Origin of the sequence: Rufibacter sp. DG15C, from assembly GCF_001577755.1 — a bacterium.
In the GTDB taxonomy this organism is placed as follows: Bacteria; Bacteroidota; Bacteroidia; order Cytophagales; family Hymenobacteraceae; genus Nibribacter.
This window is the reverse complement of sequence record NZ_CP010776.1, coordinates 3,286,048-3,310,330: the sequence shown is the minus strand read 5'-3', so window position 1 is coordinate 3,310,330 and position 24,283 is coordinate 3,286,048. Positions and strand designations below refer to the sequence as shown.

Annotated in this window: 18 protein-coding genes; 3 read left to right on the top strand and 15 right to left on the bottom strand. The window is 48.2% G+C overall.

What is annotated here, in order from left to right; all coding sequences use genetic code 11:
• Positions 1 to 18 precede the first annotated feature (18 nt).
• Both TH61_RS14170 and TH61_RS14165 read right to left on the bottom strand, forming a co-directional pair.
• Positions 19 to 735: a pirin-like bicupin family protein gene (locus tag TH61_RS14170; protein WP_066512892.1), complete on the bottom strand. Its 717-nt coding sequence runs from the start codon at positions 733 to 735 to the stop codon at positions 19 to 21.
• Between the two features lie 148 nt (positions 736 to 883).
• Complete coding sequence (locus TH61_RS14165) at positions 884 to 1,642, bottom strand: LexA family transcriptional regulator (protein ID WP_066510704.1); 759 nt, start codon at positions 1,640 to 1,642, stop codon at positions 884 to 886.
• Between the two features lie 361 nt (positions 1,643 to 2,003).
• Here TH61_RS14165 and TH61_RS14160 point away from each other — a divergent pair, with 361 nt between their 5' ends.
• Entirely contained in the window at positions 2,004 to 3,194 is a 1,191-nt protein-coding gene (locus TH61_RS14160) for a S8 family serine peptidase (protein WP_066510703.1), read from the top strand.
• Positions 3,195 to 3,431: 237 nt separating this feature from the next.
• Here the strand turns inward: TH61_RS14160 and recQ are convergent, their stop codons facing one another.
• From recQ to TH61_RS14100, 12 genes are all read right to left on the bottom strand, one after another.
• Positions 3,432 to 5,570 carry a DNA helicase RecQ gene (recQ, locus tag TH61_RS14155; protein WP_066510700.1) on the bottom strand — a complete coding sequence of 713 codons (2,139 nt, stop codon included), beginning with the start codon at positions 5,568 to 5,570 and terminating at the stop codon, positions 3,432 to 3,434.
• A gap of 119 nt (positions 5,571 to 5,689) precedes the next feature.
• Positions 5,690 to 6,025 (bottom strand): phage holin family protein, encoded by a 336-nt coding sequence (locus TH61_RS14150; protein WP_066510698.1) that lies wholly within the window; start codon positions 6,023 to 6,025, stop codon positions 5,690 to 5,692.
• A gap of 24 nt (positions 6,026 to 6,049) precedes the next feature.
• Positions 6,050 to 7,135, bottom strand: coding sequence for an agmatinase family protein (locus TH61_RS14145; protein WP_231862232.1), 1,086 nt, complete (start codon positions 7,133 to 7,135; stop codon positions 6,050 to 6,052).
• Between the two features lie 18 nt (positions 7,136 to 7,153).
• A complete protein-coding gene (speE, locus tag TH61_RS14140) occupies positions 7,154 to 8,431 on the bottom strand; it encodes a polyamine aminopropyltransferase (protein WP_066510693.1) in 1,278 nt (425 codons plus the stop codon).
• A gap of 191 nt (positions 8,432 to 8,622) precedes the next feature.
• A complete protein-coding gene (locus TH61_RS14135; RefSeq protein WP_066510690.1) occupies positions 8,623 to 9,246 on the bottom strand; it encodes a chemotaxis protein CheC in 624 nt (207 codons plus the stop codon).
• A 38-nt stretch (positions 9,247 to 9,284) separates the two neighbouring features.
• Positions 9,285 to 10,919 (bottom strand): chemotaxis protein CheA, encoded by a 1,635-nt coding sequence (locus tag TH61_RS14130; protein WP_066510688.1) that lies wholly within the window; start codon positions 10,917 to 10,919, stop codon positions 9,285 to 9,287.
• Positions 10,916 to 11,956 carry a CheB methylesterase domain-containing protein gene (locus tag TH61_RS14125; protein ID WP_066510686.1) on the bottom strand — a complete coding sequence of 347 codons (1,041 nt, stop codon included), beginning with the start codon at positions 11,954 to 11,956 and terminating at the stop codon, positions 10,916 to 10,918. Before TH61_RS14125 ends, TH61_RS14130 begins: the two co-directional genes overlap by 4 nt.
• Before the next feature lie 108 nt (positions 11,957 to 12,064).
• A complete protein-coding gene (locus TH61_RS14120) occupies positions 12,065 to 12,442 on the bottom strand; it encodes a response regulator (protein WP_066510681.1) in 378 nt (125 codons plus the stop codon).
• 17 nt (positions 12,443 to 12,459) lie between these two features.
• Entirely contained in the window at positions 12,460 to 12,957 is a 498-nt protein-coding gene (locus TH61_RS14115) for a chemotaxis protein CheW (protein ID WP_066510679.1), read from the bottom strand.
• Complete coding sequence (locus TH61_RS17860; RefSeq protein WP_231862231.1) at positions 12,957 to 18,104, bottom strand: HAMP domain-containing protein; 5,148 nt, start codon at positions 18,102 to 18,104, stop codon at positions 12,957 to 12,959. The genes TH61_RS14115 and TH61_RS17860 overlap by 1 nt, the downstream gene beginning before the upstream one ends.
• A 120-nt stretch (positions 18,105 to 18,224) precedes the next feature.
• Positions 18,225 to 18,974 carry a ParA family protein gene (locus TH61_RS14105; RefSeq protein WP_066510676.1) on the bottom strand — a complete coding sequence of 250 codons (750 nt, stop codon included), beginning with the start codon at positions 18,972 to 18,974 and terminating at the stop codon, positions 18,225 to 18,227.
• Positions 18,975 to 19,081: 107 nt separating this feature from the next.
• Positions 19,082 to 19,555 (bottom strand): histidine phosphatase family protein, encoded by a 474-nt coding sequence (locus TH61_RS14100; RefSeq protein ID WP_197464042.1) that lies wholly within the window; start codon positions 19,553 to 19,555, stop codon positions 19,082 to 19,084.
• A 173-nt stretch (positions 19,556 to 19,728) separates the two neighbouring features.
• Between TH61_RS14100 and topA the strand changes: the two genes are divergently transcribed.
• Both topA and TH61_RS14090 read left to right on the top strand, forming a co-directional pair.
• Positions 19,729 to 22,182: a type I DNA topoisomerase gene (gene topA, locus TH61_RS14095; RefSeq protein WP_066510674.1), complete on the top strand. Its 2,454-nt coding sequence runs from the start codon at positions 19,729 to 19,731 to the stop codon at positions 22,180 to 22,182.
• Positions 22,183 to 22,376: 194 nt separating this feature from the next.
• Positions 22,377 to 23,075, top strand: coding sequence for an NAD-dependent deacylase (locus TH61_RS14090; RefSeq protein WP_066510672.1), 699 nt, complete (start codon positions 22,377 to 22,379; stop codon positions 23,073 to 23,075).
• A gap of 90 nt (positions 23,076 to 23,165) precedes the next feature.
• Here the strand turns inward: TH61_RS14090 and menC are convergent, their stop codons facing one another.
• On the bottom strand, positions 23,166 to 24,242 hold the full coding sequence (gene menC / locus TH61_RS14085) for an o-succinylbenzoate synthase (RefSeq protein ID WP_066510670.1): 1,077 nt from the start codon (positions 24,240 to 24,242) through the stop codon (positions 23,166 to 23,168).
• Between the last annotated feature and the right edge of the window lie 41 nt (positions 24,243 to 24,283).

Below are 24,283 nucleotides of genomic sequence, written 5' to 3'. Positions count from 1 at the left end.
CAATCTATAAACCAAGGATTAATAATTGGCTTCCACTGCGGGTACATCAATCAAGATAAAGGTGCAGTCCGCTGAGGCTTTCATCCTAAGGGCATCAATGTCCATGGAGCGCACCTGGTCGCTTTTTTCTACCTGCACGCCGTTTACAAACATTTCGCCGGTAATGACATAGATCAACCCTTTGCGTATCTGGAAGGTCTTAAAATTGATTTCCTTGTCTTTTTCAAGGTGAGCGTAAAACACCGTAGAATTTGAATTCATGTATACTACATCTTCCAACACTTTCTGTCCAGTCACCAATGGAATCAACTGGTTTTTCTCTTTCAGAAAATCAACCGACTTCTGTTCATAGCTGGGGGTAATCCCTTTCTTGTTGGGCAGAAACCATAGCTGGAACAAATGCACGTCCTCGTCTTTGTCGTTCTTCTCTGAATGCGAAATACCTGTGCCTGCCGACATGCGCTGCACCTGGCCCGCACTAATCACCGTCTCATTGCCCAGGCTGTCTTTGTGCGCAATCTCACCTTCCAAGACAATGGTGACAATTTCCATCTCTGAGTGGGAATGCTCCGGAAAGCCGCTCTTCCCTTTTATATAGTCATCATTGAACACCCGCAAGGGGCCCCATTGTATGTTGTTGGTATCATAGTAGTCTGAGAAGGAGAATAGAAAATAGGAGTTTAGCCATCCATGGGAGGCGTGGTGCCTATCTGCGGCAGAGATCACTTTGATCATGTTGGTAGAGTTTGGTGTATACCCACTCCATACGTACAGGACAAAAAGGAGTTCCTTTTGCCTTTTGCCTAAACAGAAACTGCCGTTTTTGGCCTGATCTCTTGAAATCAGGCCAAAAACGGCAGTTAGCAATAATATTGTAAGAATCTTAGTTGACGGTCTTCAGCTTTTGCACTTCTTGTTGTAGATCCAATACCAAGGAGGTTAGTCGGTCTAGAGAAATCTCGGCCATTGGGAAAGAGGTGCTGATGTAGGCTTTCGCCTCCCATAGTTCCACTACGTCTGCCAAGGCCACCTCATACGGTTGGTACGTTGGATTGTCTGAGTGCAACCGAAGCGCGGACTCATTGGCCTTTTGGTAGATGCGTTTGAAGACAATGCCTTCTTGCAGACTAACTACAATACAAGGCGTGCCGTCTTTTATATCTTGCCACCGTTCTACATAGCGACCCACTATGACCGTTCCAGATGGAATTGGCAACATGGAATCCCCTTTAATCTCAAATGCCCGATAGGTGCCTGGCCCTTGGATCATGGGCAGCCTGAATTTAGGAAGCTCCTCCATAAACTCTGGATCTGCGTAGCCATTCAAATAACCGGCACTGGCTTTATAAGGCACTAACTCAATGTTTTCGCGGTCTTGGGCATCTACGGTAATAGACAATACCCGCACGTTAGACGCGTGAGCATTGGTGTTTTTAGAAAGGTTAGGAAGCTCAGGATTAATAAGCTCATCTACAGACATGTTAAACACCTGTGCCATTTTTACCAGCGTAACCAGCTTAGGTTCAGCCCTTCCCTCTTCATACGCCCCAATCAAGGAACGCTTTATCTGCAATTTTTCGGCAAGCTGCACTTGCGTCAAATTCTCTCTTTTTCTCAGGTATTTTAAGTTAGTGCTAAGCATGCTAGTGGCCTATTAGGTAATCTGTTAGTAAAAATACGTTTTTATTAGCAGAGAACTAATCTTTTTGGCAAACTTATTTATCTGTTTCTTTCTTGATTCATATTAAACTATTGAAATAAAAACAATTACGCCTAATTAGCCGTTATGAATTGTTTAATCAAAGCCTTTATTAACCTAAATTTTACTATATATAAGTTATTATATATCAATAGCTTATATTTTTATTTTACGCTCCACTATAGAATTAATCTCTATATTTGAACCACTTCAAAAGGAAGTTGGTTACGACAATATCAAAATGGGGTTTCAAATTTTTCCCTCAATTTGATGCTTTTTCTTTAACACTTAAAATTGAATGCGTATGAAGTCAGGAACGTTTAAGAAAGCAGTCTCTTTCTTTGCCTTAGCCTCTGTATTTACCATGGCGGGCTGTCAGAAAGATGAAGTTTTAGAAGAAACAGCTACCGCCCCCCAAGCGCCTGCTGCCACTTCCAATGCCATAGATGGAAAATTCATCGTAGTTCTAAAGAATGGCGTGAAAGCTCAAGGTGTACGTGAAAGGGTGCTAGGTACTCACCGTTCAGCTTCAGAGCGAATTCAAAACTTATCAGATGGTGCTTTTGAAGGCTTCTCTGGCTCTTTGAGTAAAGAAGAAGTTGCTTTGCTAAAACAGGATGAAAATGTAGCTTACATTGAGCCTGAACAAGCGGTCATGTTAGGTAAACCTTCTAATCAAACCTCTTCTACTCCACTTGCAACAACCTCTACTACTACAACAACTACCACTTCTACTCAAACTGTTCCTTGGGGCGTTGCCCGCGTAGGGTACGGTGATGGTACTGGTAAAACAGTTTGGATTATTGACTCAGGTATTGACACCAAGCACCCTGACTTGAACGTGGACATTGCCCGCAGCCTGTCCTTTATTACGGGTGTAACGTCTGTTGAAGATGGTTACGGCCACGGTACAACGGTAGCCGGCATCATTGGCGCCAAAAACAACACATATGGTGTTGTAGGTGTTGCTGCCAACGCTTCTCTTGTATCACTTAGAGTATTTGACAACACTGGTTACGGAACGCTTACCCGTATCTATTCTGCCTTGAACCATGTTTACAAATATGGCAAAGCAGGAGACGTGGTCAACATGAGCCTACGGGTGAACGGTTCTACCTTGCTTGATGACTTGGTTAAGAAAACGGCCGCTCGCGGTATCTTCATTGCCATTGCAGCGGGTAACAGCGCCGTTGATTGTATGCTTGACTCTCCAGCCCGTGTGAATGCGCCAAACGTGTACACTGTGTCTAACATGGACTCTTATGGTAAATTCAACCCATCTTCTAACTTCGGTGCTTCTGTTGATTTCAGTGCCCCAGGTACTAACATCACTTCTACAGGTACAGCCGGAAGATATTTAGGTGGTAGCACTGGTACTTCTTTCGCAGCCCCTCACTTGGCAGGATTGCTAGCCCTTAAAGGAACAGCCATCAACAACCAAGGTTTGGTAGCAGGTGACCCAGATGGCAAACCAGATCCAATCATCTTGAAATAGTCTTTCTAATACATTCCATAAAAAAAGGCCTCGCATTCACGGGGCCTTTTTTTATGGTTTTTAGTATTCTATAAAGTCTTTTACACTTTGGCAATCCTGCGATTTTACAGGCTTTTGCATTCTTTGAAATGGGATACTATAAATATAACCTATTGTTTTTGGCCTGATTTTCGGAAATAAGACCAAAAACGATTTTAATGATTAGATGATTACTAAATACCCGACTAGCCTACAGTATTATACAGGTTGCTCCTTGTTAAACCGGGCCAGCGCCAAGCGTATTTTAAAATAGTCTATTTGGCCGTCCAAATGCTCAAAAATGGGCTTCATGGCAGAGCGGCAGCCCGTCTCTACAATAGCCTGATGAACTATGGAGTATTCACTCTCAGACAGAAACGGTTTTAAGTCTACTTCATATCCTTGTTGGAACAAGGTGGCTATGTGCGAGTACACCGTCACTAGTTGCAATTGCCGCTCCACTGATATTTCTTCTGGGGACTTTCCCTGCTGCAAAGCCTCGTAGGTCAGCAAATGAGTGGCTCCCTTTAGTTTAACCTGTTCTCCTTTAGACTGCTGTGAGAGAAAAGTGAGTATGGAGTTGATGAAGATCTCGCCGTACTGCTCGTATTTTGCCTGGGCCACCCCTGATATAGATAGAAAGGCCGGTTTGCTGGTGGGTCGCTCTTCGGCTATCTCCTGTAAGGTGTTGTCATTGAACACCAGGTAAGGAGCAATGCCTCTTTCCTGCGCCAGGTCTTTGCGCAGCTGCCGAAGGTGCTCAAACAAAGCCGTAGCCAAGGGATTGCGGTTTTTGCCCCTCGTGGCTCTCTCCTTTTCCTCTTTAGGACTGGCTGCCTGGAACTTCACCAACTCCACGGACTTGCCATTGAAAAGAATGTCCTGGCTTCCTTTGGTTAACTTAAGCGCTCCGTGCTCATCATATGCTACTTCTAACAGTCCTTGGTTGATGAGTTGGTGGATGTAACGCTGCCATTCCAAAGGCGGCAGGTCCTTGCCTACACCAAAGGTCTTGAGCTTGTCATAGCCTTTGGCCAAAGACATCTGATTCCGGGACCCCCTAAGAATATCCACTACCTGAGCAGAGGCAATGGTTTCTTTGGTGCGGGCTACCGCAGACAAAATCTTTTGCGCCAGTTCTGTGCCGTTGAAAGAAGTAGGCGGATGATCACAGACGTCGCAGTGGCCGCAGTCTTTGGGATACTCCTCTCCAAAGTAGTGCATCAACGTCTTACGCCGGCAGCTGGTGCTTTCTGCGTACTGTTGCATGCGGTCCAGTTTAGCCAGTGACAAGGCCTGCTCCTTGCTGTTATCTCCTTGGGTGATGATGTCCCTTAGGGTCATGACGTCTGCCAGGCTATGGAACAACAAGGCTTCGGCGGCGGCTCCGTCCCGCCCGGCTCGGCCAATCTCTTGGTAATAGCTTTCCAAGTTTTTGGGCAAGTTGTAGTGGATCACCCAGCGTACGTTGGACTTGTCAATCCCCATCCCGAAGGCGATGGTCGCGCACATGATTTGCAGGTTGTCCTGCAAGAAGCGCTCCTGCACCTTGTCCCTGTCCTTGGCAGACAATCCGGCGTGGTAGTATTCGGCGTTGTAGCCTTTTTCCTTCAGTTTCTGGGCCAGCGACTCAGTGGCTTTCCGGCTGAGGCAGTAAATGATGCCAGGCTGAAAAGGACGGTCTTCTAGAAAATCCAGGATGGCTTCTATGCGTTTTTGACCAGGCTGAACTTGCAGGTAAATGTTGGGCCGGTCAAAGGAAGAACTGAATACAGTAGGGTTCTGTAAATAAAGCTGCGTTTGGATGTCCCGCTGCGTGAGTTTGTCGGCGGTGGCCGTGAGGGCAATGACTGGTACCTCAGGGAATTGGATCTTTAGGTTCTTCAGTTGTAAGTACTCCGGCCTGAAATCATGGCCCCAGGCAGAGATACAGTGTGCCTCGTCAATGGCGAACAAGTTGACCTGCAAGCGCTTTAAAAAAGAGAAGAACCCGGCAGAGAGTAGTTTCTCAGGCGATACATACAGCATTTTAAGCCGACCGTCAAAGCACTGCTGTTCTATGAGCTGCTGCTCTTTGGAAGATTGGGAGCTGTTGAGGTAGCCCGCGTTCACCCCGTTGCCCAACAGCGCCTCCACCTGGTCTTTCATCAAGGCGATGAGCGGAGACACCACCACGCACAGGCCAGGCATCACCAAACCGGGTACCTGGTAGCAGACCGATTTTCCGCCGCCGGTAGGCATGAGCACTATGGTATCGCGCTTCGCTAAGACGTTGGAGATGATCTCCTCCTGCCCCGGCCTAAACTTGTCATACCCGAAATAAAGCTTTAGTACTTCTTGCGCTTCCCTCACGTCCATTTTTCTGCTATTTCTACAAAAATACCCTAAAAACGGACCTTATTCAAGTGAGCTTCCCGCATTAAAAGCAAAAAGCCCAGGGCACTGCCCTGGGCTTTTTGTTACAGAGTTTCCTCTACTTATTTTCTCACGAAGTCTATGATGGTGGTGATCACTGACATGGCCAAACTGAAAATGATAGCCCCTAAGATGCTCTGCAGCTCAAAGCCGTCAATCAGGTAATCTGCCAGGTACAGGATTATCACGTTAATGACCAACAGGAACAGCCCTAAGGTCATAAAGGTGATGGGAATGGTCAGGAACACCAGAATTGGCCTTACCACCGCATTCAGCAGGGCTAGCACCAAAGCAAGGATAAGCGCCGTGACAACGCCGTCAATGATAATACCCGGGATAAACTGTGCCAGGATGAAGGCAGCAATGCCTGTCAGGATAATTTTAATGATAAAACCCATGGTCTATGTTTTAGGTGAAGTGAACTATCCTATGGCCTCCAGTTTCCCTTGCGAAACCGCCATCCAGTTGCACAACTTGTATAATAGACGCGCACCCACGTTTCCATTCCATTCCGTCTCGCCGGGGGCTACCTCACAAAGGTCAAACCCGATGATCTGTCGACCAGATTTCACCAAGGCTTTGATTAGATAAACCGCTTCTTCAAACTCAAATCCTCCGGGGACCGGGGTTCCCGTTCCTGGGCAAAGTTTTGGATCCAAGCCGTCAATGTCAAAGCTGATGTATACTTTCTGGGGAAGCTGCGCGATGATCTTTTTGCACTGCTTCTTCCAGCTGCTGCCCTCGTACATCTTGGTTTTGAGGGCGCTATCATAAAAGGTAATCACGCGGCCGTTGCTTTGCTCTACTAATTCGGCTTCTCCTTGGCACAAATCTCTGATGCCTACTTGTACCAGCTTCTTTACCTGCGGCAATTTTAAAGCGTTGAACATGATGGACGCATGCGAGTAGGTAAACCCTTCATAGGCGTTGCGTAAATCTGCGTGCGCATCTACCTGCAAAATGCCGTACTCCTCGTGTTTCTCCGCTAAGGCATGCATAAAGCCAAGAGGTGTACTATGGTCACCGCCTAAGACACCCACCAGCTTTCCTTGATTCAAATATTCTAACGTGGCTTGCTTGGACCATTGCAATAGTTTATCACCTTTCTGATTGACTTCTGCCACCGTGTGGTCATGGGAATGGTCGCCGGCAGGCTGACCGTTCTCTAACCACTGGATGTACTCTTCAGTCTTCTCGCGCAACCGTCTGCTTTCCTGCGCCCACTCTTCTGGGATCTCTGGCATGTGCACGCCCAGGTGCCATACGTTCGGCAACTCAGGGTCAAACAAATCTAGTTGTGGAGAGGCGTCTCTAACCGCGGCGGGCCCTTCGGCGGTGCCCGCATTGTAAGACACCGTCACTTCCCAGGGAATAGGAAACACGACCACTTCAGATTCTTCTTCGGTGAAGGGCAGGCCAAACAAACCGCTCCCAATCTCGCCTACCCCGTTAGGATCAAATGCGGATATTTTGGTGCGCTTAGATTCACACATGGAGGTCAACTTCATATAGCTAGCAGTTCTTTGTTATTTCTTTAAAAGGTCTTTTACAAAATTAGGCAGGGCAAACGCGGCCTGGTGGATGTCTTCATTGTAGTAGCGCAGGTTATGCTCTCTGGAGAACGCCGCCGCTTGCTCCATGTTCACCTGTTTAGGGTGCACACCACCTTTAGAACTGAAAGAGAAGCTCCAGGTACCAGTTGGGTAGGTTGGGATAGCCGCCAAATAGCAATGCACGTTCTCCTGCCCGAAGATGCCTCTGTACGTATCATAAATCTCCACGAACACCTTGGTGTTGAAACGAGGCGACTCGCTCTGCGTGATCATGATTCCATTGGGCGTCAGGCAACGGTACACCTCTTGGTAGAACTCAGCGGTAAACAAGCCTTCACCCGGGCCTACTGGATCTGCAGAGTCTACTATAATTAGGTCAAAGGCCTCATTGGCGCACTCTTGAATGTACTTGATGCCATCGGCTACCAACAGCTTTAACTTAGGGTGGTCAAAGGCACTGGCGGTCTCTGGCAGGTGTTCTTTACAGGCTTCAATCACCAAAGCATCTATTTCTACCAACACCACCTCGTTTATTTGGTCATGGCGCAACAGTTCGCGCACGGTACCGCCGTCACCGCCGCCAATCACCAGAGCACGCTTTACATTACCGTGGCTCATTACTGGCACGTGGGTGATCATCTCGTGGTATACGTACTCGTCTTTCTGGGTACACATCACCATTCCATCCAGGGTGAGCATGTTGCCATATGCCAGGGTTTCAAACACCTCAACCTTTTGGTAAGGTGACTGTTTTTTATAGAGCTGGTTGCCAGTGTGCTTTAACGAAAGGGCGATGTTCTCATCGCGCTCCGTAAACCAGACGTCACGGGTGATTTTAGGGATTGGAACGATCTGCTGGCCAGAGTCGCGGGCTTCTACCGTGAAATCGGTGCGCTGCAAAAGGCTTTGCTGGCCTCTGCGGCACTCCATAGAGGAACCGTGGCTGGCTTTGAAGGCTTTCTGCAGAAAGTCATAGGATACCCAAGGATCTACGGTCTCGCCGCAGGTAAATAAGTCCACCGCCGCGTAGCCGTACTCTGGCCAGGTATGGATGGCCAAGTGACTTTCCTGGATAACTACAACCCCAGACACGCCATAAGGAGAGAAATGGTGGAAGGTACTGTTGATGACGGTGGCCCCGGCCGTTTCGGCGGCCTCTACCATGCTGTTCTCAATGTGCACCACATCATTCATCAATTCTGGAGAGCAATTGTAAAACTCCACCAATATGTGTCTTCCTAACGCGTCCATCGCCATACTACTTTGTTTTTAATGTTGTTAATGCGCAAAACAACGAAAAAGATATTGCATTGGAAAGACTCCAGCCGCTTCTCCGTTTTTGGCCTATTTCCCATAAAACGAGCAAAAAACGGAAATGGCTAAGCACCAATGAAAAGAGCCGCGCTAGGCGGCTCTTTTCAAGATTATATTTTTCAAGGAGATTACTTGGCCAGGAAGTTATACGAACGGATGATCTCCAGTATTTTGATGAAGGTGGTGGTGTCAAAAAACAGCAGCAAAGGCAATTCTACCATTTGGGTATTATTGGTAAACTGCGTGATGACCGTGAATACCAAAGGCTGAAACAAAGGATGCTCCGTGAAAATGCTCTTCAAAGACTCTGCTATGTCATTCTTAGGCGCCACGGGCGGCGAGCCATAAATGTTAGCCTTTAAGATATTGGCCAACTGCGTCACCAAGGCGCCCGTGATAATATTGCTTATCTCCAACAGAAGCGACTCCTGCATTTCTGTCAAGGGATCTTTGGGATCAACGGTCATGCCTAGGCAAACGGCAGAAAGCTGCTCAATGTGCAGTTCTGAGAACAGCATCAACGTAGAGCCGTTCAAGTCACCTTTGATGTCTGACTGAATGATGGTGTGCGACTTTTCATAGGCGCGCACGATCTCAATCAGTTCATTGGCCTCCATTAACTGCAGGTCTGGCACCTTGAGCAATACGCGGTCTTTTGCAATAGCTGCAAACGAATCTGCGGCCCGGGCCAACCCTATGTTAAGGATTTCTTTGATGATATCCCGCTCTAGTTCATTTACTTGAAGCTCCATGAATCAGGCTTTTAATGTTTTGTACCCCTCCAACAATCTTACCTTCGGGCAATAAAATATCTTGTAATAGCGGCCACATCCAGCACCAGGCAAACCTTGCCCGAGCCTAATAGTGTCACGCCAGCATAAATTTCAATGGTATTCACGGGTTTGCTTAATGCTTTAATCACAATGTCTTGCTGACGCAATAGACTGTCTACTATAAGACCAAGCTTCCGGTTATTATAAGTCACAATGATGATGTTTTGCACATCACCTGATAGTTTAGATTTACGGCCACTGTACTGGTCAAGGTCTACATTGAACAGCTCGCGCAGATACACAATTGTAATGGTTTCGCCTTGAATATCGGCTACCAGTAAGTCTCCTACTTCATGTAATTCACTAGATGGTAATGACACCACCGAGTCTGTATGCATAAGCGGAATAGCGTAATAATTCTCTTCCACTTGGCACAACAAGGCTCCTTTTACGGCAATGGAAGTAGGCAGGTACATGGTAAAAGTGGTACCTATCCCCTTTTGAGAATCTACCCGGATGCGCCCTCCAATAGAATCAATGGCATTTTTCACCACATCTAATCCAACGCCTCGGCCAGAGAATTCTGTCACTTCTTTTGCCAAGGAAAAACCAGGCTCAAACAAGTAGGAAAGCACTTCAGTGTCCCGCAAGTCTTCTACAGCGTCTGCTGGTAAAAACCCTCTATTGACAATGGCCTTTCTAACCTCTGTCTGGTCAATTCCTTTTCCATCATCAATTAACCGTAAGATAACCGTGTCGCGGTCGTTTTGGGCAGAAAGGATGATGTTGCCTTGAGGCGATTTCTTCTGCTTTTTGCGCACGTCTGCCTTTTCAATGCCATGTGAGATAGCATTGCGCATAAGGTGCAACAAAGAGTCTGTGATGATTTGAAGGATGTTACGGTCAATCTGAATATCCTGTCCTACAATCTCCAGATTTATTTCCTTTTTCTCAGCTACGGCAATATCCCGAACTATGCGCGGAAACTTGTTAAACAAAGATCCCACGTTTACCAGGCGGGCATCCATGACGCTAAACTGAAGTTCCTCGGTAATGCGGTACAAATGGGAACTAACGCTTTTTAAATCATCATGGTCCAATTCTTTGCTAATGGAAAGAATGCGGTCCCGGTCAATGATTAACTCACCTACCAGATTGAGCAGGTGATCCAGCTTTTTAATCTGGATATAGATAAGGTCAGAAAGCGAAAGGTTCTTAGAAGTATAGTACTTCTGCACCTTAGATAATTCCTCCCCGGTATTCTCTGAAATAGTACTGGCAATAATGTCTAGGTTTCTGAGCAGTGCCGGGCTTGGCTCAATGGTGACTGGATTGTCAATGTTGCCTATCAACTCCCCCAACATGTCCACGCCGTCAAACAGCACGGTAACTACCTCATCACTGAAGGTTAGCTCCTTGTTCCTTATAAGCCCAAAAGCAGTCTCTAGTTTGTGCGCAACGTCCGCAATATTCAGGTACCCGATGGCCTTGGCGTTTGCCTTGAGGTTATGGAGTAACCTGAAGATCTCGGCCAGCACCTGGTCATCCTGAGGGTTTTTCTCAAGATCACTTATGTGCCTGCTGAGCGCATCATAATACTCTAGCGCTTCGGCTATAAATATCTCCTTGTATTCCTGCTCTCTCGCCTTCATCTACTAAGCTCACTTTGGAGCGCATGGCTCAGGTGTCTCTCTGCCGCAAAACGGCTAATCATGGAATGGATCTGGCCTAAGGCCACCACTCCGTTTACCACCCCATTCTCTATAGCTGATTTTGCCATGCCAAAAATGGAGGATGTTTCTGCATTTTGAGCGATGATGACACCGCCCATGTTTCTTATTTCTTGCGCTCCTTTGGTACCATCTTGCCCCATGCCCGTCATAATAATACCTAGTACACGATCCCCGGCACAATAAGCTGCAGATTGCATCAAGGTGTCTACAGACGGCGACTCTAAAACTGGAGAAGTAGCAGGCACTAAATCAAGCGTTAACAGTTCAGGTTTTAAGGCATTCCGACGGATGAACATATCCTGCCCTCCCGGTGCAATAATGACCGTGTTGGCCTCTAATTGCATGCCTTTTCTACCTTCTTCTACTTGCCATTTGGTGAGTTTCTGCAACCGCTTGGCCAGCCGCTTGGTAAACTTCTCAGGCATATGAATGGCCACCAAGATGACCGTAGGTTGCTGTACTACTAAGTCTCTCAGTACATATTCAAGTGCAGTAGAACCACCCGTTGACGCCCCCAACACCACTACGCAGAGTGGTTTCGTGTCAGAAACAGAATCAACTGCATCATTTAGTCTGAATACTTCTACCCCTTGGTGTTTGGGTTTAAATGAAACCGGTTGGGTACATCCTTTGACCAAGGCCCGCAACTTATTCATTAATTCATACTTAACTCCCAGCAGTTTACCCGAAGTCAGGCTACTAGTGGATTGAAGCAAGGATGCACCGTCTGCGTCCAAAAGAATGGATTCTTGAAAAGACTCCATCTTTTGTGAAATCATAACCAACAAAGACGACTGCTGCCCATATACCGGCGTGAATAAAGGGAGCTTACCGCTTACCGTTAAACCCGGGGTGGCTACAATCACATCTGGTTGCAAGTCAAACGCTTTGCTCAATAACTCATCTTTGGTTTGGGCAGTATCCACCACCTCCAGATGGGGCTCAGCATTGATCATGCCAGAGAGCACCAGTCTAGACCGGACAGAGGTATCCCCTATTAAAACCTTGAATTTTGTTATGGGCGCGTGTAGCACGTAAATGGATACAAATGAAGCAAGGGTCCTCTATTCCTGGAAGGCTTGATTTAAGGCTTCCAATACTTTGTCCTCAGAGAACGGCTTTACTATATAAGTTAAAGCGCCATACTCTGTGGCCTCATTGACAATCACCTCCTGGCCCACGGCGCTTACAATAATCACCTTTATGTCAGAGTTGTTCTGCTTGATGGCTTTTAATACATCCAGGCCCGTGTTATCTGGCAGGATTACATCCAGTGTCACCAGATCTGGAATTTTTTCTTTCGCCATCTCTATGGCTGTTTTTCCATCTGGGGCTTCGCCCACTACATCATAGCCAGCATCTAGCAACATGTTTTTCAGCATGGTGCGCATGTAGAAAGAATCGTCTACAATTAATATTCTCTTTTTCTCAGTGATTTCCATAGCGTGCGTTTTATTGGTTAACCTCTCAGTTCCATTATCTCATCTGAGGTTAGTATTTTAAAGATATCCAGCACAATAATGAGGCGGTTATCAATCTTGCCTATCCCCTCAATGAAGTTCTCATTGATGTTGATGTCTTGTATGAAAGAAGGTGCTTTGTCAATGCTTGATACGGGCAAAGTCAAAGACTGAGGTACTTCCTTTACAATAAATCCTAAGGTATAATCTTTGGCTTCAATGACAAGGGTATACGTATGCCGATCTGTGGAAGCGGAGCGCTCCACCTGGAAGCGCTCCTCTAAATCCATAATGGCTAGGATATCCCCTCTAATATTGGCCACTCCTTTAATGAAGGAAGGAGTTTTGGGCATGCGGGTGATTTCGGGGGTAATGGTTACCTCTTTCACCTGCTCAATACGCACTCCAAACTCTTCTATACCAAGCTTGAAGACAATCAGGTGGACCATTGGTTCAACAACGGTGTCCTTCTTCTCGCGGGCGTTTTGTACCTCCATTACTCTTGTCCTCTATTTTTCCCTGCTTTTCTAGTGGCTTTTCTTAATAACTCTTCTTCTTCCTCGCTGTCTGGCGTAAAGCTACGCTTTCTGGTAGGTACCGGACTCAACTTGCGCTGGTTACGGTTAGGGAAAACTATGTTACCATTGATCAACTTGAAGGCAGAAATACCCAACTGCAAGTCATCTGCAATGTCATTCAGACGCTGGCTGGACGTGGTCAGTTCTTGCATGGAAGCAGACAATTGCTTAGCCGTACTAGCTACCTGCTGGGTACCAGAGGCCGTTTGTTCGGCAATGGCTACTACTTCTTCCACGTACTTCACAACGTCGCCAATGGATGACTTCTGCACCTCAGTTGACACCAAGATGTCCTGGGCAGAGCGGAGCGTTTCACCACTGGAAGTCGCAATGTTTTTAAAGGCGCCAGACGCTTCAAACGTAGCGTTCTTTCCTTTCAATACACGGCCTTCCATGGTCGCGATAGCCGCTGCCGCAGAAGAAGTATCTTTCTTCACGTCTTCTACCAGAATGGCAATCTCACTTGCAGACTTCCGTGATCCCTCGGCCAGTTTCCGAATCTCTTCGGCTACTACCGCGAACCCTCTACCTGCCTCGCCCGCTCTGGCCGCTTCAATGGCCGCGTTCAAGGCCAACAAGTTGGTTTGGGCCGCAATGTCTGTGATCACCCCAAGAGACTTAGAGATCTCTTGGCTACGGGTACTCAATACTTCAATGGTTTTAGCGGTAAGAGCCGCAGAAGATGAAATCTCTTCCATGTTCTTCACCACCTCAGCCACTGTTTTCAGACCTAGCTGGGAAGTCTCCTCACCCATTACCGCTGAGCGGTTCACCACGTCTGCCTTGTTGGCGGTTTCTTTGGTGGCCTTCATGATTTCTTCAATCAGTTTAAAGGCTTGGTCAGTTTTCAAAGCTTGGTTCTGCGCACCCTCTGCCATTTGTTGCATAGAGAGAGCAACGTCTACCGTTACCCTGTTCATCTCTAGACCCTTAGCAGCCATATCTTCTGAAGAACTTCCTACAATCAAGGAGCTTTCATTGATTTCACCTAATAGGGCATTCAAGTTATCTACCGCCAGGTTCAAGGCATTGGACATGGCCAGGATATCTCCGGCGGTATGAATTTCTACTTTCTGTGTTAAATCACCTTCAGAGATGGCGCGTACTACGCGTGACACTTCCAGAACCGGAGTCACGATGGACTCTAAAAGGTCATTAAGTGTATCTACTAGTTCTTTCCAGCTTCCAGACACACCGCTTACCGTGGCACGCTCTGTCAGTTTACCTTCCACACCCGCTACTCTGGCCACCCGGCTAACTTCACCCGCTAAGCGGTTCAAGTCTTCCACCATGCTGTTGATGGTGTCTGCCAGGTCTGCTAGTTCGCCTTTGGCTTGTAAAGTCAGTTTCTGAGTAAGGTCACCTTTAGATACTGCGGTTACTACTTTCACAATACCGCGTACCTGCGTGGTCAGATTAGAGGCCATCACATTCACATTGTCGGTCAGGTCTTTCCATACCCCTCCAATGTTCGGCACTTTGGCTTGTCCGCCTAGTTTACCTTCCGTACCTACTTCAAGCGCCACTCTGGTTACCTCACCTGCGAAGATGTTCAGAGAGTCCACCATTCTATTGATGTTCTCTTTCAGCTCCAAGAGTTCTCCTTTTACATCTACTGTCACCTTCTGGCTCAAATCGCCTTTTGCCACGCCAATCGCAACTTTTGCAATGTCACGTACCTGAGAAGTTAAGTTGGCGGCCATGGTGTTCACGTTATCCGTCAGCTCTTTCCAGGTACCACGTACCTTCGGAACATTCGCCTGACCGCCTAGTTTACCCTCGGTACCCACTTCTCTTGCCACACGGGTTACCTCGTCTGCGAAGATGTTCAAGCTATCCACCATCTGGTTCAGGTTTTCTTTTAGCTCTAGGATTTCGCCTTTCACATCTACCGTCACTTTCTGGCTCAAGTCGCCACGGGCAACCGCGGTTGCTACCTTAGCAATATCACGTACCTGGCTCGTCAACTGACTTGCCATGTAGTTTACGTTCTCAGTTAATTCTTTCCAGGTTCCTCCTACGTTTGGCACAGAAGCTTGCGCTCCCAGTTTACCCTCGGTACCCACTTCGCGGGCTACTCTGGTTACCTCATCACCAAATACGTTTAGGGAGTCCACCATCTGGTTCAGGATATTCTTGAGTTCAAGAATCTCACCCTTCACGTTCACGGTCATCTTCTGGCTCAAATCCCCTTTGGCTACGGCGGTCGCTACGTTGGCGATGTCACGCACTTGCAACGTCAGGTTAGAGGCCATGTAGTTTACATTGTCAGTGAGATCTTTCCAAACACCACCTACATTTGGCACACTGGCTTGTCCACCTAATTTTCCTTCAGTACCCACTTCCAACGCCACGCGGGTTACTTCCCCGGCAAACACGTTAAGTGAATCCACCATTTGGTTCAGGATGTTCTTCAGTTCAAGGATTTCGCCTCTTACCTCAACGGTCATTTTCTGACCCAAATCTCCTTTTGCTACGGCGGTTGCTACGTTGGCAATGTCCCGTACCTGATGGGTCAGGTTAGAGGCCATGTAGTTCACGTTATCCGTTAAGTCTTTCCATACACCGCCCACATTTGGAACTGATGCCTGGCCACCCAATTTACCCTCGGTACCTACCTCCAACGCCACACGAGTTACCTCACCCGCGAAGATGTTAAGGCTGTCTACCATCTGGTTCAGGATATTCTTCAGCTCCAGGATTTCGCCCTTCACGTTCACCGTCATCTTCTGGCTCAAATCCCCTTTGGCTACGGCGGTCGCCACGTTGGCGATGTCGCGTACTTGCAGCGTAAGGTTGGATGCCATGGAGTTTACGTTGTCGGTCAACGCTTTCCAGGTTCCGGCCACGTTTGGCACGTTGGCTTGGCCACCTAAGATTCCTTCGGTTCCTACTTCAAGCGCCACCCGGGTTACCTCACCAGCAAACGTATTCAGGGAGTCCACCATTTGGTTTAGGATATCCTTCAGTTGAAGAATCTCACCTTGTACATTCACCGTCATCTTCTGGCTCAGGTCACCCTTTGCCACAGCCGTTGCAACATTCGCAATGTCGCGTACCTGAAGCGTTAGGTTGGAGGCCATGGAATTCACATTGTCTGTGAGGTCTTTCCATACACCGCCCACATTCGGAACATTTGCTTGTCCACCCAAAATACCCTCGGTACCCACTTCGCGGGCCACTCTGGTTACCTCATCCGCGAAGATGTTGAGTGAATCCACCATTTGGTTCAGGTTGTCCTTCAGCTCCAGGATTTCTCCTTTTACATCAACCGTCATCTTCTGGCTTAGGTCACCTTTTGCTACCGCGGTGGCAACATTGGCTATATCACGTACTTGCAGCGTCAAGTTTGACGCCATGTAATTAACATTGTCAGTTAGGGCTTTCCAAGTACCGGCTACGTTTGGTACGTTGGCCTGACCCCCTAGAATACCCTCGGTGCCTACCTCTCTTGCCACACGGGTTACCTCATCGGCGAAGATGTTAAGGCTGTCCACCATCTGGTTCAGGTTGTCCTTCAGCTCAGCTAACTCACCACGTACATTCACGGTGATTTTCTGGCTCAAGTCACCTTTTGCTACCGCAGTTGCTACGTTGGCAATGTCACGTACCTGCAGGGTCAAGTTACCGGCCATGGTGTTCACGTTGTCCGTCAACTCCTTCCAGGTACCACCTACGTTTGGCACGCTTGCTTGTCCGCCCAGCTTACCTTCGGTACCCACTTCACGAGCAACACGGGTTACCTCGTCCGCAAAGATGTTGAGTGAATCCACCATCTGGTTGATGATGTCTTTCAGGTCAGCAATCTCACCACGCACGTTAACGGTAATCTTTTGGCTCAAGTCACCCTTTGCAACAGCGGTGGCAACATTGGCTATATCACGCAGCTGGCTAGTCAAATTGCTAGCCATGGTATTCACGTTGTCTGTTAGTTCTTTCCAGGTACCGCCTACATTTGGTACACGGGCCTGACCGCCTAGTTTACCCTCGGTACCTACTTCACGGGCCACTCTGGTTACTTCATCCCCGAAGATGTTGAGTGAGTCCACCATTTGGTTGATGTTCTCCTTCAGCTGCAACATTTCGCCTTTCAGGTCCACGGTTACTTTCTGGGTTAGGTTACCCTGTGCAACCGCAGTGGTTACCTTGGCAATGTCCCGTACCTGAGAGGTAAGGTTAGACGCCATCGCGTTTACATTGTCAGTCAGCTCTTTCCAGATTCCGGCAACGTTTGGCACGGAGGCTTGTCCACCCAATCTACCTTCAGTACCCACTTCAAGGGCCACACGGGTTACCTCACCGGCAAATAGGTTTAGGTTGTCAATGGTACGGTTGATGGTTTCGGCCATGACCTTGAAGTCACCAGACACAGGAATCTGGAATGTCTCATCTAGGTTACCCCTAGAGATGTTCTTCAATACCTTGCCTACCTCCAATACCGGAACGGCGATGGAGTCCACCAAGCCGTTGATATTGTTGATCATGTCCTTCCAGAAACCAGAGGCGTTCTCAGCAGAGGCACGGGCTTTCAGGTTACCTTCTACCCCGGCAACTTTGGAGATACGGGATACCTCGCCTCCTACCCCACCAATCATCTCCACCATGGAGTTGTAGGCTTCGGCTATCTCAGAGAAGATGTCATTGTTCTGCTTGGTTAACCTTACAGAAACGTCACCTTTCTTAAACGCGTCTAGCGCGTAGAGAACGCGGTTCAACTGCTCATTGATGTAATCATTGTCTTGCAATTGGTACTGCAGCCTGGGCGTATTGCTACGTCTGGCCTGGTCCGCTTGCACTAACGGCACTGCCAATAAAGGAATCTCATCAATCCTCTCTGCCTCTTCATCTCCTGCACCTGAGTCTGCTTGGGGAGCGTCATTCATACCGTTTTCAGAAACATTGGCATCTACTGCGGCGGGAGTTGGCTCCTCTGCCTGCGCTGCCACAGGGGTCTCTTCTACGGTTGTTTGTGCTGGAGCCTCTACCGGCTGGGCCGCAGGTTTCTCAGCTTCTGACTTCCCAATCAACTTGTCCTTATTGAGTTTTAAGTTTTTACCTAAAGCCATTGTATATGTGATTGTAGAGCGTTGTTACATGCCAAGGCAATGGTTTTGCCACGCAATGGTTTATCTGCCTTTAAAAATAGGCTATGCAATATACTAATAAAATAGAGTTAAGAAGAACCCTTATTTAGCAGCCAAGTATTCTTTGGCTAGTCCTAAATAATCTTTGGCTCCATTAGAAGCCGGGTCATATTCTATCACACTCTTCCCAAAAGAAGGTGCTTCAGCAAGCTTTACATTTAGCCTGATGCGCTGGTCAAAAATACGCTCCTCCACGTTTTCCTGCAGGTACTCTTCTATCTCTAGGCTCAGCTTGCGGCGTTTGTCATACATAACCACCACTATGCCTTTCACCTTTAGTTTGGGGTTGAGCGTGGATTTAATCTGCTTTACCGTGTTCAGGATCTGACCAAGGCCCTGCAGCGTCAACACCTCCATCTGCAAAGGAATGATCACCTCATGTGAAGCTGTAAGCGCATTGACCGTCAACAAGGACAGCGAAGGCGGACAATCTATCAAGATGTAGTCAAACCCCTTGGCTTCTTGTAACATGCTCTGCAGAAACTCCTCGCGGCTCTCCTGTCCTACCAAAGATATCTCCACGTCTACCAGGTCATTGGTACCAGGCGCCACTTGCAGGCCGCCGCATTCTTGCAGAATGTCTGACAAGCTGTGCTGGCCGGTGAATACATCTGCTAAAGTACGCTCAGGTTCTGTAATGCCCAGGGAGTAAGATAAGTTGGCTTGTGGGTCTAAATCGATCAACAGCACCCGCTTTCCTAGCTTTTGGAGCGCGCTTCCCAGATTAATGGTAGTAGTGGTTTTGCCAGTACCCCCCTTTTGGTTGATGACCGATACGATAGTTGTTGCCATAGGTTACACGAAAACTGAAATTTATTTTTCTGCCGTTGAAACGGGTTAAAGCTACAAATTAAAATGCCGTTTAAATTCGTTTTTAGCCTGTTTTCTAGAAAATAGCCCTAAAATGAATCTACTGGGGCTATGAACCTTTCCTGTAGATGAAAGGTGCTTGTCGCCTTACCAGTGGCATCTTCTTCTTTCGGGACCAAATCCAGGATGGTGGCTGGTGAGAAACTAACTCTTCTTTGTGTAAGCGCATTGGCAAAATACCCAATGGTAGGATTATGCCCTATATATAATAGAGTCTGCACAGAGGCATCTACGGTTTCTAAAAGGTGCATTAAATCTTCTTCATCCCCATGGTAAATATCTTTTTCTGTCTGCACAGGTACAGATACGCCCAGCCCCGCTAAAACCCCAGCCAGGGTAGATTGCGTACGTACCGCCGGACTGCAGAGAATCAAGTCTGGCACCAGCTTTTTCTCTTTTAGCCAGAGTCCTGCCGTGACAGCCTGGCTATGGCCTAGCGGGGTGAGTTCACGCTCCAGGTCTGTCTGGCCCGGAACTTTTTCCAGCGTTGTAGCGTGCCTCATTAACAAAAGATGTTTCATAGCGCCTAAATTTTGCGTTAAAAACTTTTTTACTGCCCTAAGGTATATGGTTTTGCGCTCTTCTAACAAGCTACTTACCCGGTAGCGCTTGCATTGTCTCAGAATTTTACGTCATCTTTGAAAAATTTTTGGGCCCCGCCCACCTCCTTCTATATATGATAAAGAACTTAGTAATTGTGGAGTCCCCAGCCAAGGCCAAGACCATTGAAGGGTACCTGGGCAAAGATTTTATCGTGAAATCTAGCTTCGGGCACGTGCGGGACCTCCCCAAGGACAACAATGCAATAGACATTAAGAACGGCTTCAAACCCACCTACGTGGTGTCTGCGGACAAGCGTGAGGTGATTGCCAGCCTTAAAAAGCTTGCCAAGGAGGCCGAAGTGGTGTGGTTGGCATCAGATGAGGACCGCGAGGGAGAGGCCATTTCATGGCACTTATCTGAGGCCCTAAACCTGAACGAGGCCAAAACGCGCCGCATCGTCTTCCGGGAGATTACTAAGAACGCCATCCTCAACGCCATTGACAACCCGCGCACCATTGACATTAACCTGGTAAACGCCCAACAGGCAAGACGCGTGCTGGACCGTCTGGTAGGCTTTGAGCTGTCTCCGGTGCTTTGGAAAAAGATAAAGACAGGCCTATCAGCGGGACGGGTACAATCCGTAGCCGTGCGTTTTGTAGTGGAGCGCGAACGGGAAATTGAGCGCTTCAAATCTGAGTCGGCGTTTAAAGTGGTGGCTATTTTTGACGTTTCTGGCAAACGCCTGGAGGCCGAACTGAACACACGCTTTAAAACCCGTGAGCAAGCCGAAGACTTCCTGAAACGCAACATTGGCGCGTCTTACACCATTGATAGTCTAGAAAAGAAACCCACCAAGCGCAGCCCAGCCGCGCCGTTTACTACGTCTACCCTGCAACAAGAGGCCAGCCGAAAGCTATATTTCTCCGTGGCCCAGACCATGCAAGTGGCCCAACGCCTGTACGAAGCCGGTAAGATCTCCTACATGCGTACCGACTCCGTGAACCTGTCACAGGATGCCATGGCTGCCGCCGCTGCCGAGATTGCCCGCAGCTTTGGCGACAACTTCGTCAAAACCAGACAATACAAAACCAAATCTAAGTCGGCGCAAGAAGCCCACGAATCCATCAGGCCTACGGACTTCGCCGCATTAAAAGCCAGCGATGACCGAAACGAGCAGCGTCTGTATGACTTGATCAGAAAACGCGCCATCGCCTCACAGATGGCCGATGCAGAGATTGAGAAAACTACTGCGGTTATTTCTATCTCTGGTCAGCCAGAGAAACTGGTAGCTACGGGTGAGGTAGTGAAGTTTGAAGGATTCCTGAAAGTGTACGCTGAGTCTACGGATGACGAAGAATTGAGCGACGAGGAAACCCAAGGCATGCTTCCACCATTGAAAGAAGGCCAAACTTTGAACTTACAACGCCTTCAAGCTACTGAGCGTTATAGCCGTCCTGCGCCGCGCTACACAGAGGCCAGCTTGGTAAAGAAACTAGAAGAAATGGGCATTGGTAGACCATCCACTTACGCCCCTACTATCTCTACCATCCAGAAACGCGGCTACGTAGAAAAAGACAACAGAGAAGGCAAGGAACGGCCGTACCAAATCCTGTCTTTGGAAAACGGCGAAATCCAAGCCCTGACCAAAACAGAGATGGCCGGCGCCGAGAAAGCCAAACTCTTCCCCACAGACATCGCCATGGTGGTGACTGACTTTTTAGTGGCTCACTTCCCCAGCATCATTGACTATTCCTTCACGGCTAAAGTAGAGGAAGAGTTTGACCAGATTGCCATGGGTAACAAAGAATGGGACAAGATGTTAGATGTCTTCTACTCCAGTTTCCATGGAACCATTGAGGCCAGTGCAGACATTGAGCGCGCCAGCGTGAGCGGTGCCCGTGAACTAGGCTTGGATCCAATCTCCGGCAAGATGATGGTGGCCAAGTTAGGTCGCTTCGGGCCATATGTGCAGTTGGGCGAAGAGAACGAAGAGACCGGTGAGAAGCCCGTGTACGCCAGCTTAAGAAAAGGTATGTTCCTGGAGTCCATTACTGTGGAGCAAGCCCAGGAATTGTTCAAATTGCCAAGGGTGGTGGGTGAGTACGAAGGCAAGGATATGAAAGCTGCTATTGGACGTTTTGGGCCTTATATTCAGCACAATAGCAAGTTCTATTCATTACCTAAAACCATTGATCCGCTACTAATTTCTGAGGCTGAGGCCATTGAACTGATTGAGGCCAAGCGCAAGGCAGACGCCGAGAAGATGATCAAGACCTTCCCGGAAAACCCAGAAGTAACCGTCTTGAACGGACGCTTTGGTCCATACATTGTGGTGGGCAAGAAGAACGTCAAAATCCCGAAAGGACAGGAACCAGCCGAGCTCACCTTAGAGCAATGCCTGGAACTGGCGGCCAACACCCCAGATAAACCAGCCCGTGGCGGCTTTAAGAAAAAAGCTGAACCCGCTGAAAAAGCCGACGCCCCTAAGAAAACTGCCGCCAAAAAACCCGCAGCTAAGAAAGCATCAGCTAAAAAGGCCACCGGTACCACCGCTAAAAAGGCTGCTCCCAAAAAGAAAGCCAGCTAGTTTAGGATAGACGCAAGACATAAGATTCAAGACACAAGACTTGAATCTTAATTGAAGTCCGTTTTTGGCTTGTTTTCTAGAAAACAAGCCAAAAACGGACTTCTTCCTTTTGTAGATATTTGCGTATTTTACTCTACTTGTAGAATAATCTTATGTCTTGAACCTTGTGTCATGTGTCTAAAAAAATGCGTCTTATGTCACTAAAAAAACAAAAGGTAGTAGTCTTAACCGGGGCCGGAATCAGCGCCGAAAGCGGTTTGGCCACCTTCCGGGATGCAGATGGGCTTTGGGAAGGACATGACGTGATGGAAGTGGCCTCACCGGAAGGGTGGCGCAAAAACCCGGAGCTGGTGCTGGACTTCTACAACCAACGCCGCAAAAGCGCCTTAGATGTAAAACCCAACGCCGCCCACTTGGCTCTGGTAAAACTGGAAGAAAAGTTTGACGTGCAGATAATCACCCAGAACGTGGATGATCTGCACGAGCGCGCCGGCTCCACAAATATTCTACACCTCCACGGAAAGCTTTTTGAAAACCGTAGTACGCAGGACCCATCGCTCATTTATCCGGTAGAAGGCTGGGAGTTGAAGCTGGGCGACCTTTGCGAGAAAGGGTCCCAGTTACGGCCCAACATTGTCTGGTTCGGGGAGCCGGTGCCCTTGATTGAACAAGCCATAGAAGAAACCATGACTGCTGATTACCTGCTGGTGATTGGCACTTCGTTACAAGTGTATCCGGCGGCCGGACTCCTCTCCTACGCCCCACATGACACGCCCATTTACTTGGTAGATCCTAACACCCCCGCCGTGTCCCACAGAAGAAACCTCACCATCCTCAAAGAAAAAGCCACCGAGGGCGTGCCCAAAGTGGTTCAGCAGTTGCTAGAATTTTAGGCGAAAACCGCCATTATAAAATTCATGCAGCAAGCAATGCTTTAGCGTTTTTACCCCAATTTCTGGAAAACAGGCCAAAACCGGAAATCTCTAGGTAGGCAGTTCCCATGCTTTGTCTTTGGCGTACCAGAGTTCCTCGCCTCTTATTTCTAATGGTGAAGCCAGGTTGTTATGGTACAATTGTCCCGTGCCCAGTCCTTGCGGCAAGGGGTTTTGGAAGCTGGCGGCAAATTGCGCAATGGCGTTGAGCCCAATGTTAGACTCCAGCGCCGAGGTCATCCACCAATCCACTTGCATGGATTGCGCCACCTGTATCCATTCTCGGCTGGCGGTAAGGCCGCCCACCAAGGTAGGTTTGATGATGATGTAGGCAGGCTCCAGGGCTTTTAGCAGTTCCCAACGATTCTCCTTGCCTACCACGCCAATCAACTCCTCATCCAGCGCCACAGGAATGGGCGAGTGCTGGCAAACCTCGCGCATCTCTTTCCCTTGTCCTTGTCTGATGGGCTGTTCAATGGAATGGATGGAAAACCTGGCCAGTTGGTCTAACTTAAAAAGTGCTTCAGTTGGGTCAAAAGCTCCATTGGCGTCTAGCCGCAGCTCCATTGCTTCGGGGCTGGCAACTCTTCTTATTTCTTCCAGAATACTCAGCTCCTGCGCAAAGTCCAAGCCACCAATCTTTAGTTTTAGACAAGTAAATCCTTGCGCCAGCTTCTTCTTAATCTGCTCCCGCATGAACGCTGGGTCGCCCATCCACACCAACCCGTTTATTTTGATGCCCTGTTCAGACCGGGCGAAGGCGCTGGGGTACAACTGAAAATCGCCGCCGCGCATGTAGTCCACAAAAGCCGTCTCAAACCCGAAGTTCACAGAAGGCCACTGCTCTAGACTCTTCCAGAAGGCAAACCCTTTTTCATCCTCATAAGAATCACTTTCCAGGGCATTGTACTGCTGGCAAAGCGTTTGCAGCAATTCAAAAAAATCTGCGGAATAATCTGGACTGAGACCTGGCAGCGGCGAGCATTCTCCCCACCCCTGCTTAGCTGGATTATCCGTGTGGTGCACCCGTATAAAATGGGCCTGGTGCGTCTGCATAGCCCCGCGCGAGGTGCGGGCGTCAAACTTGAACTGTAGGGCTCTCTGAAAGGGGGTCAGGACGAAGGGCATGTGACAGAGGAACGGATTTGGAACATGAAGGTATAACCTTT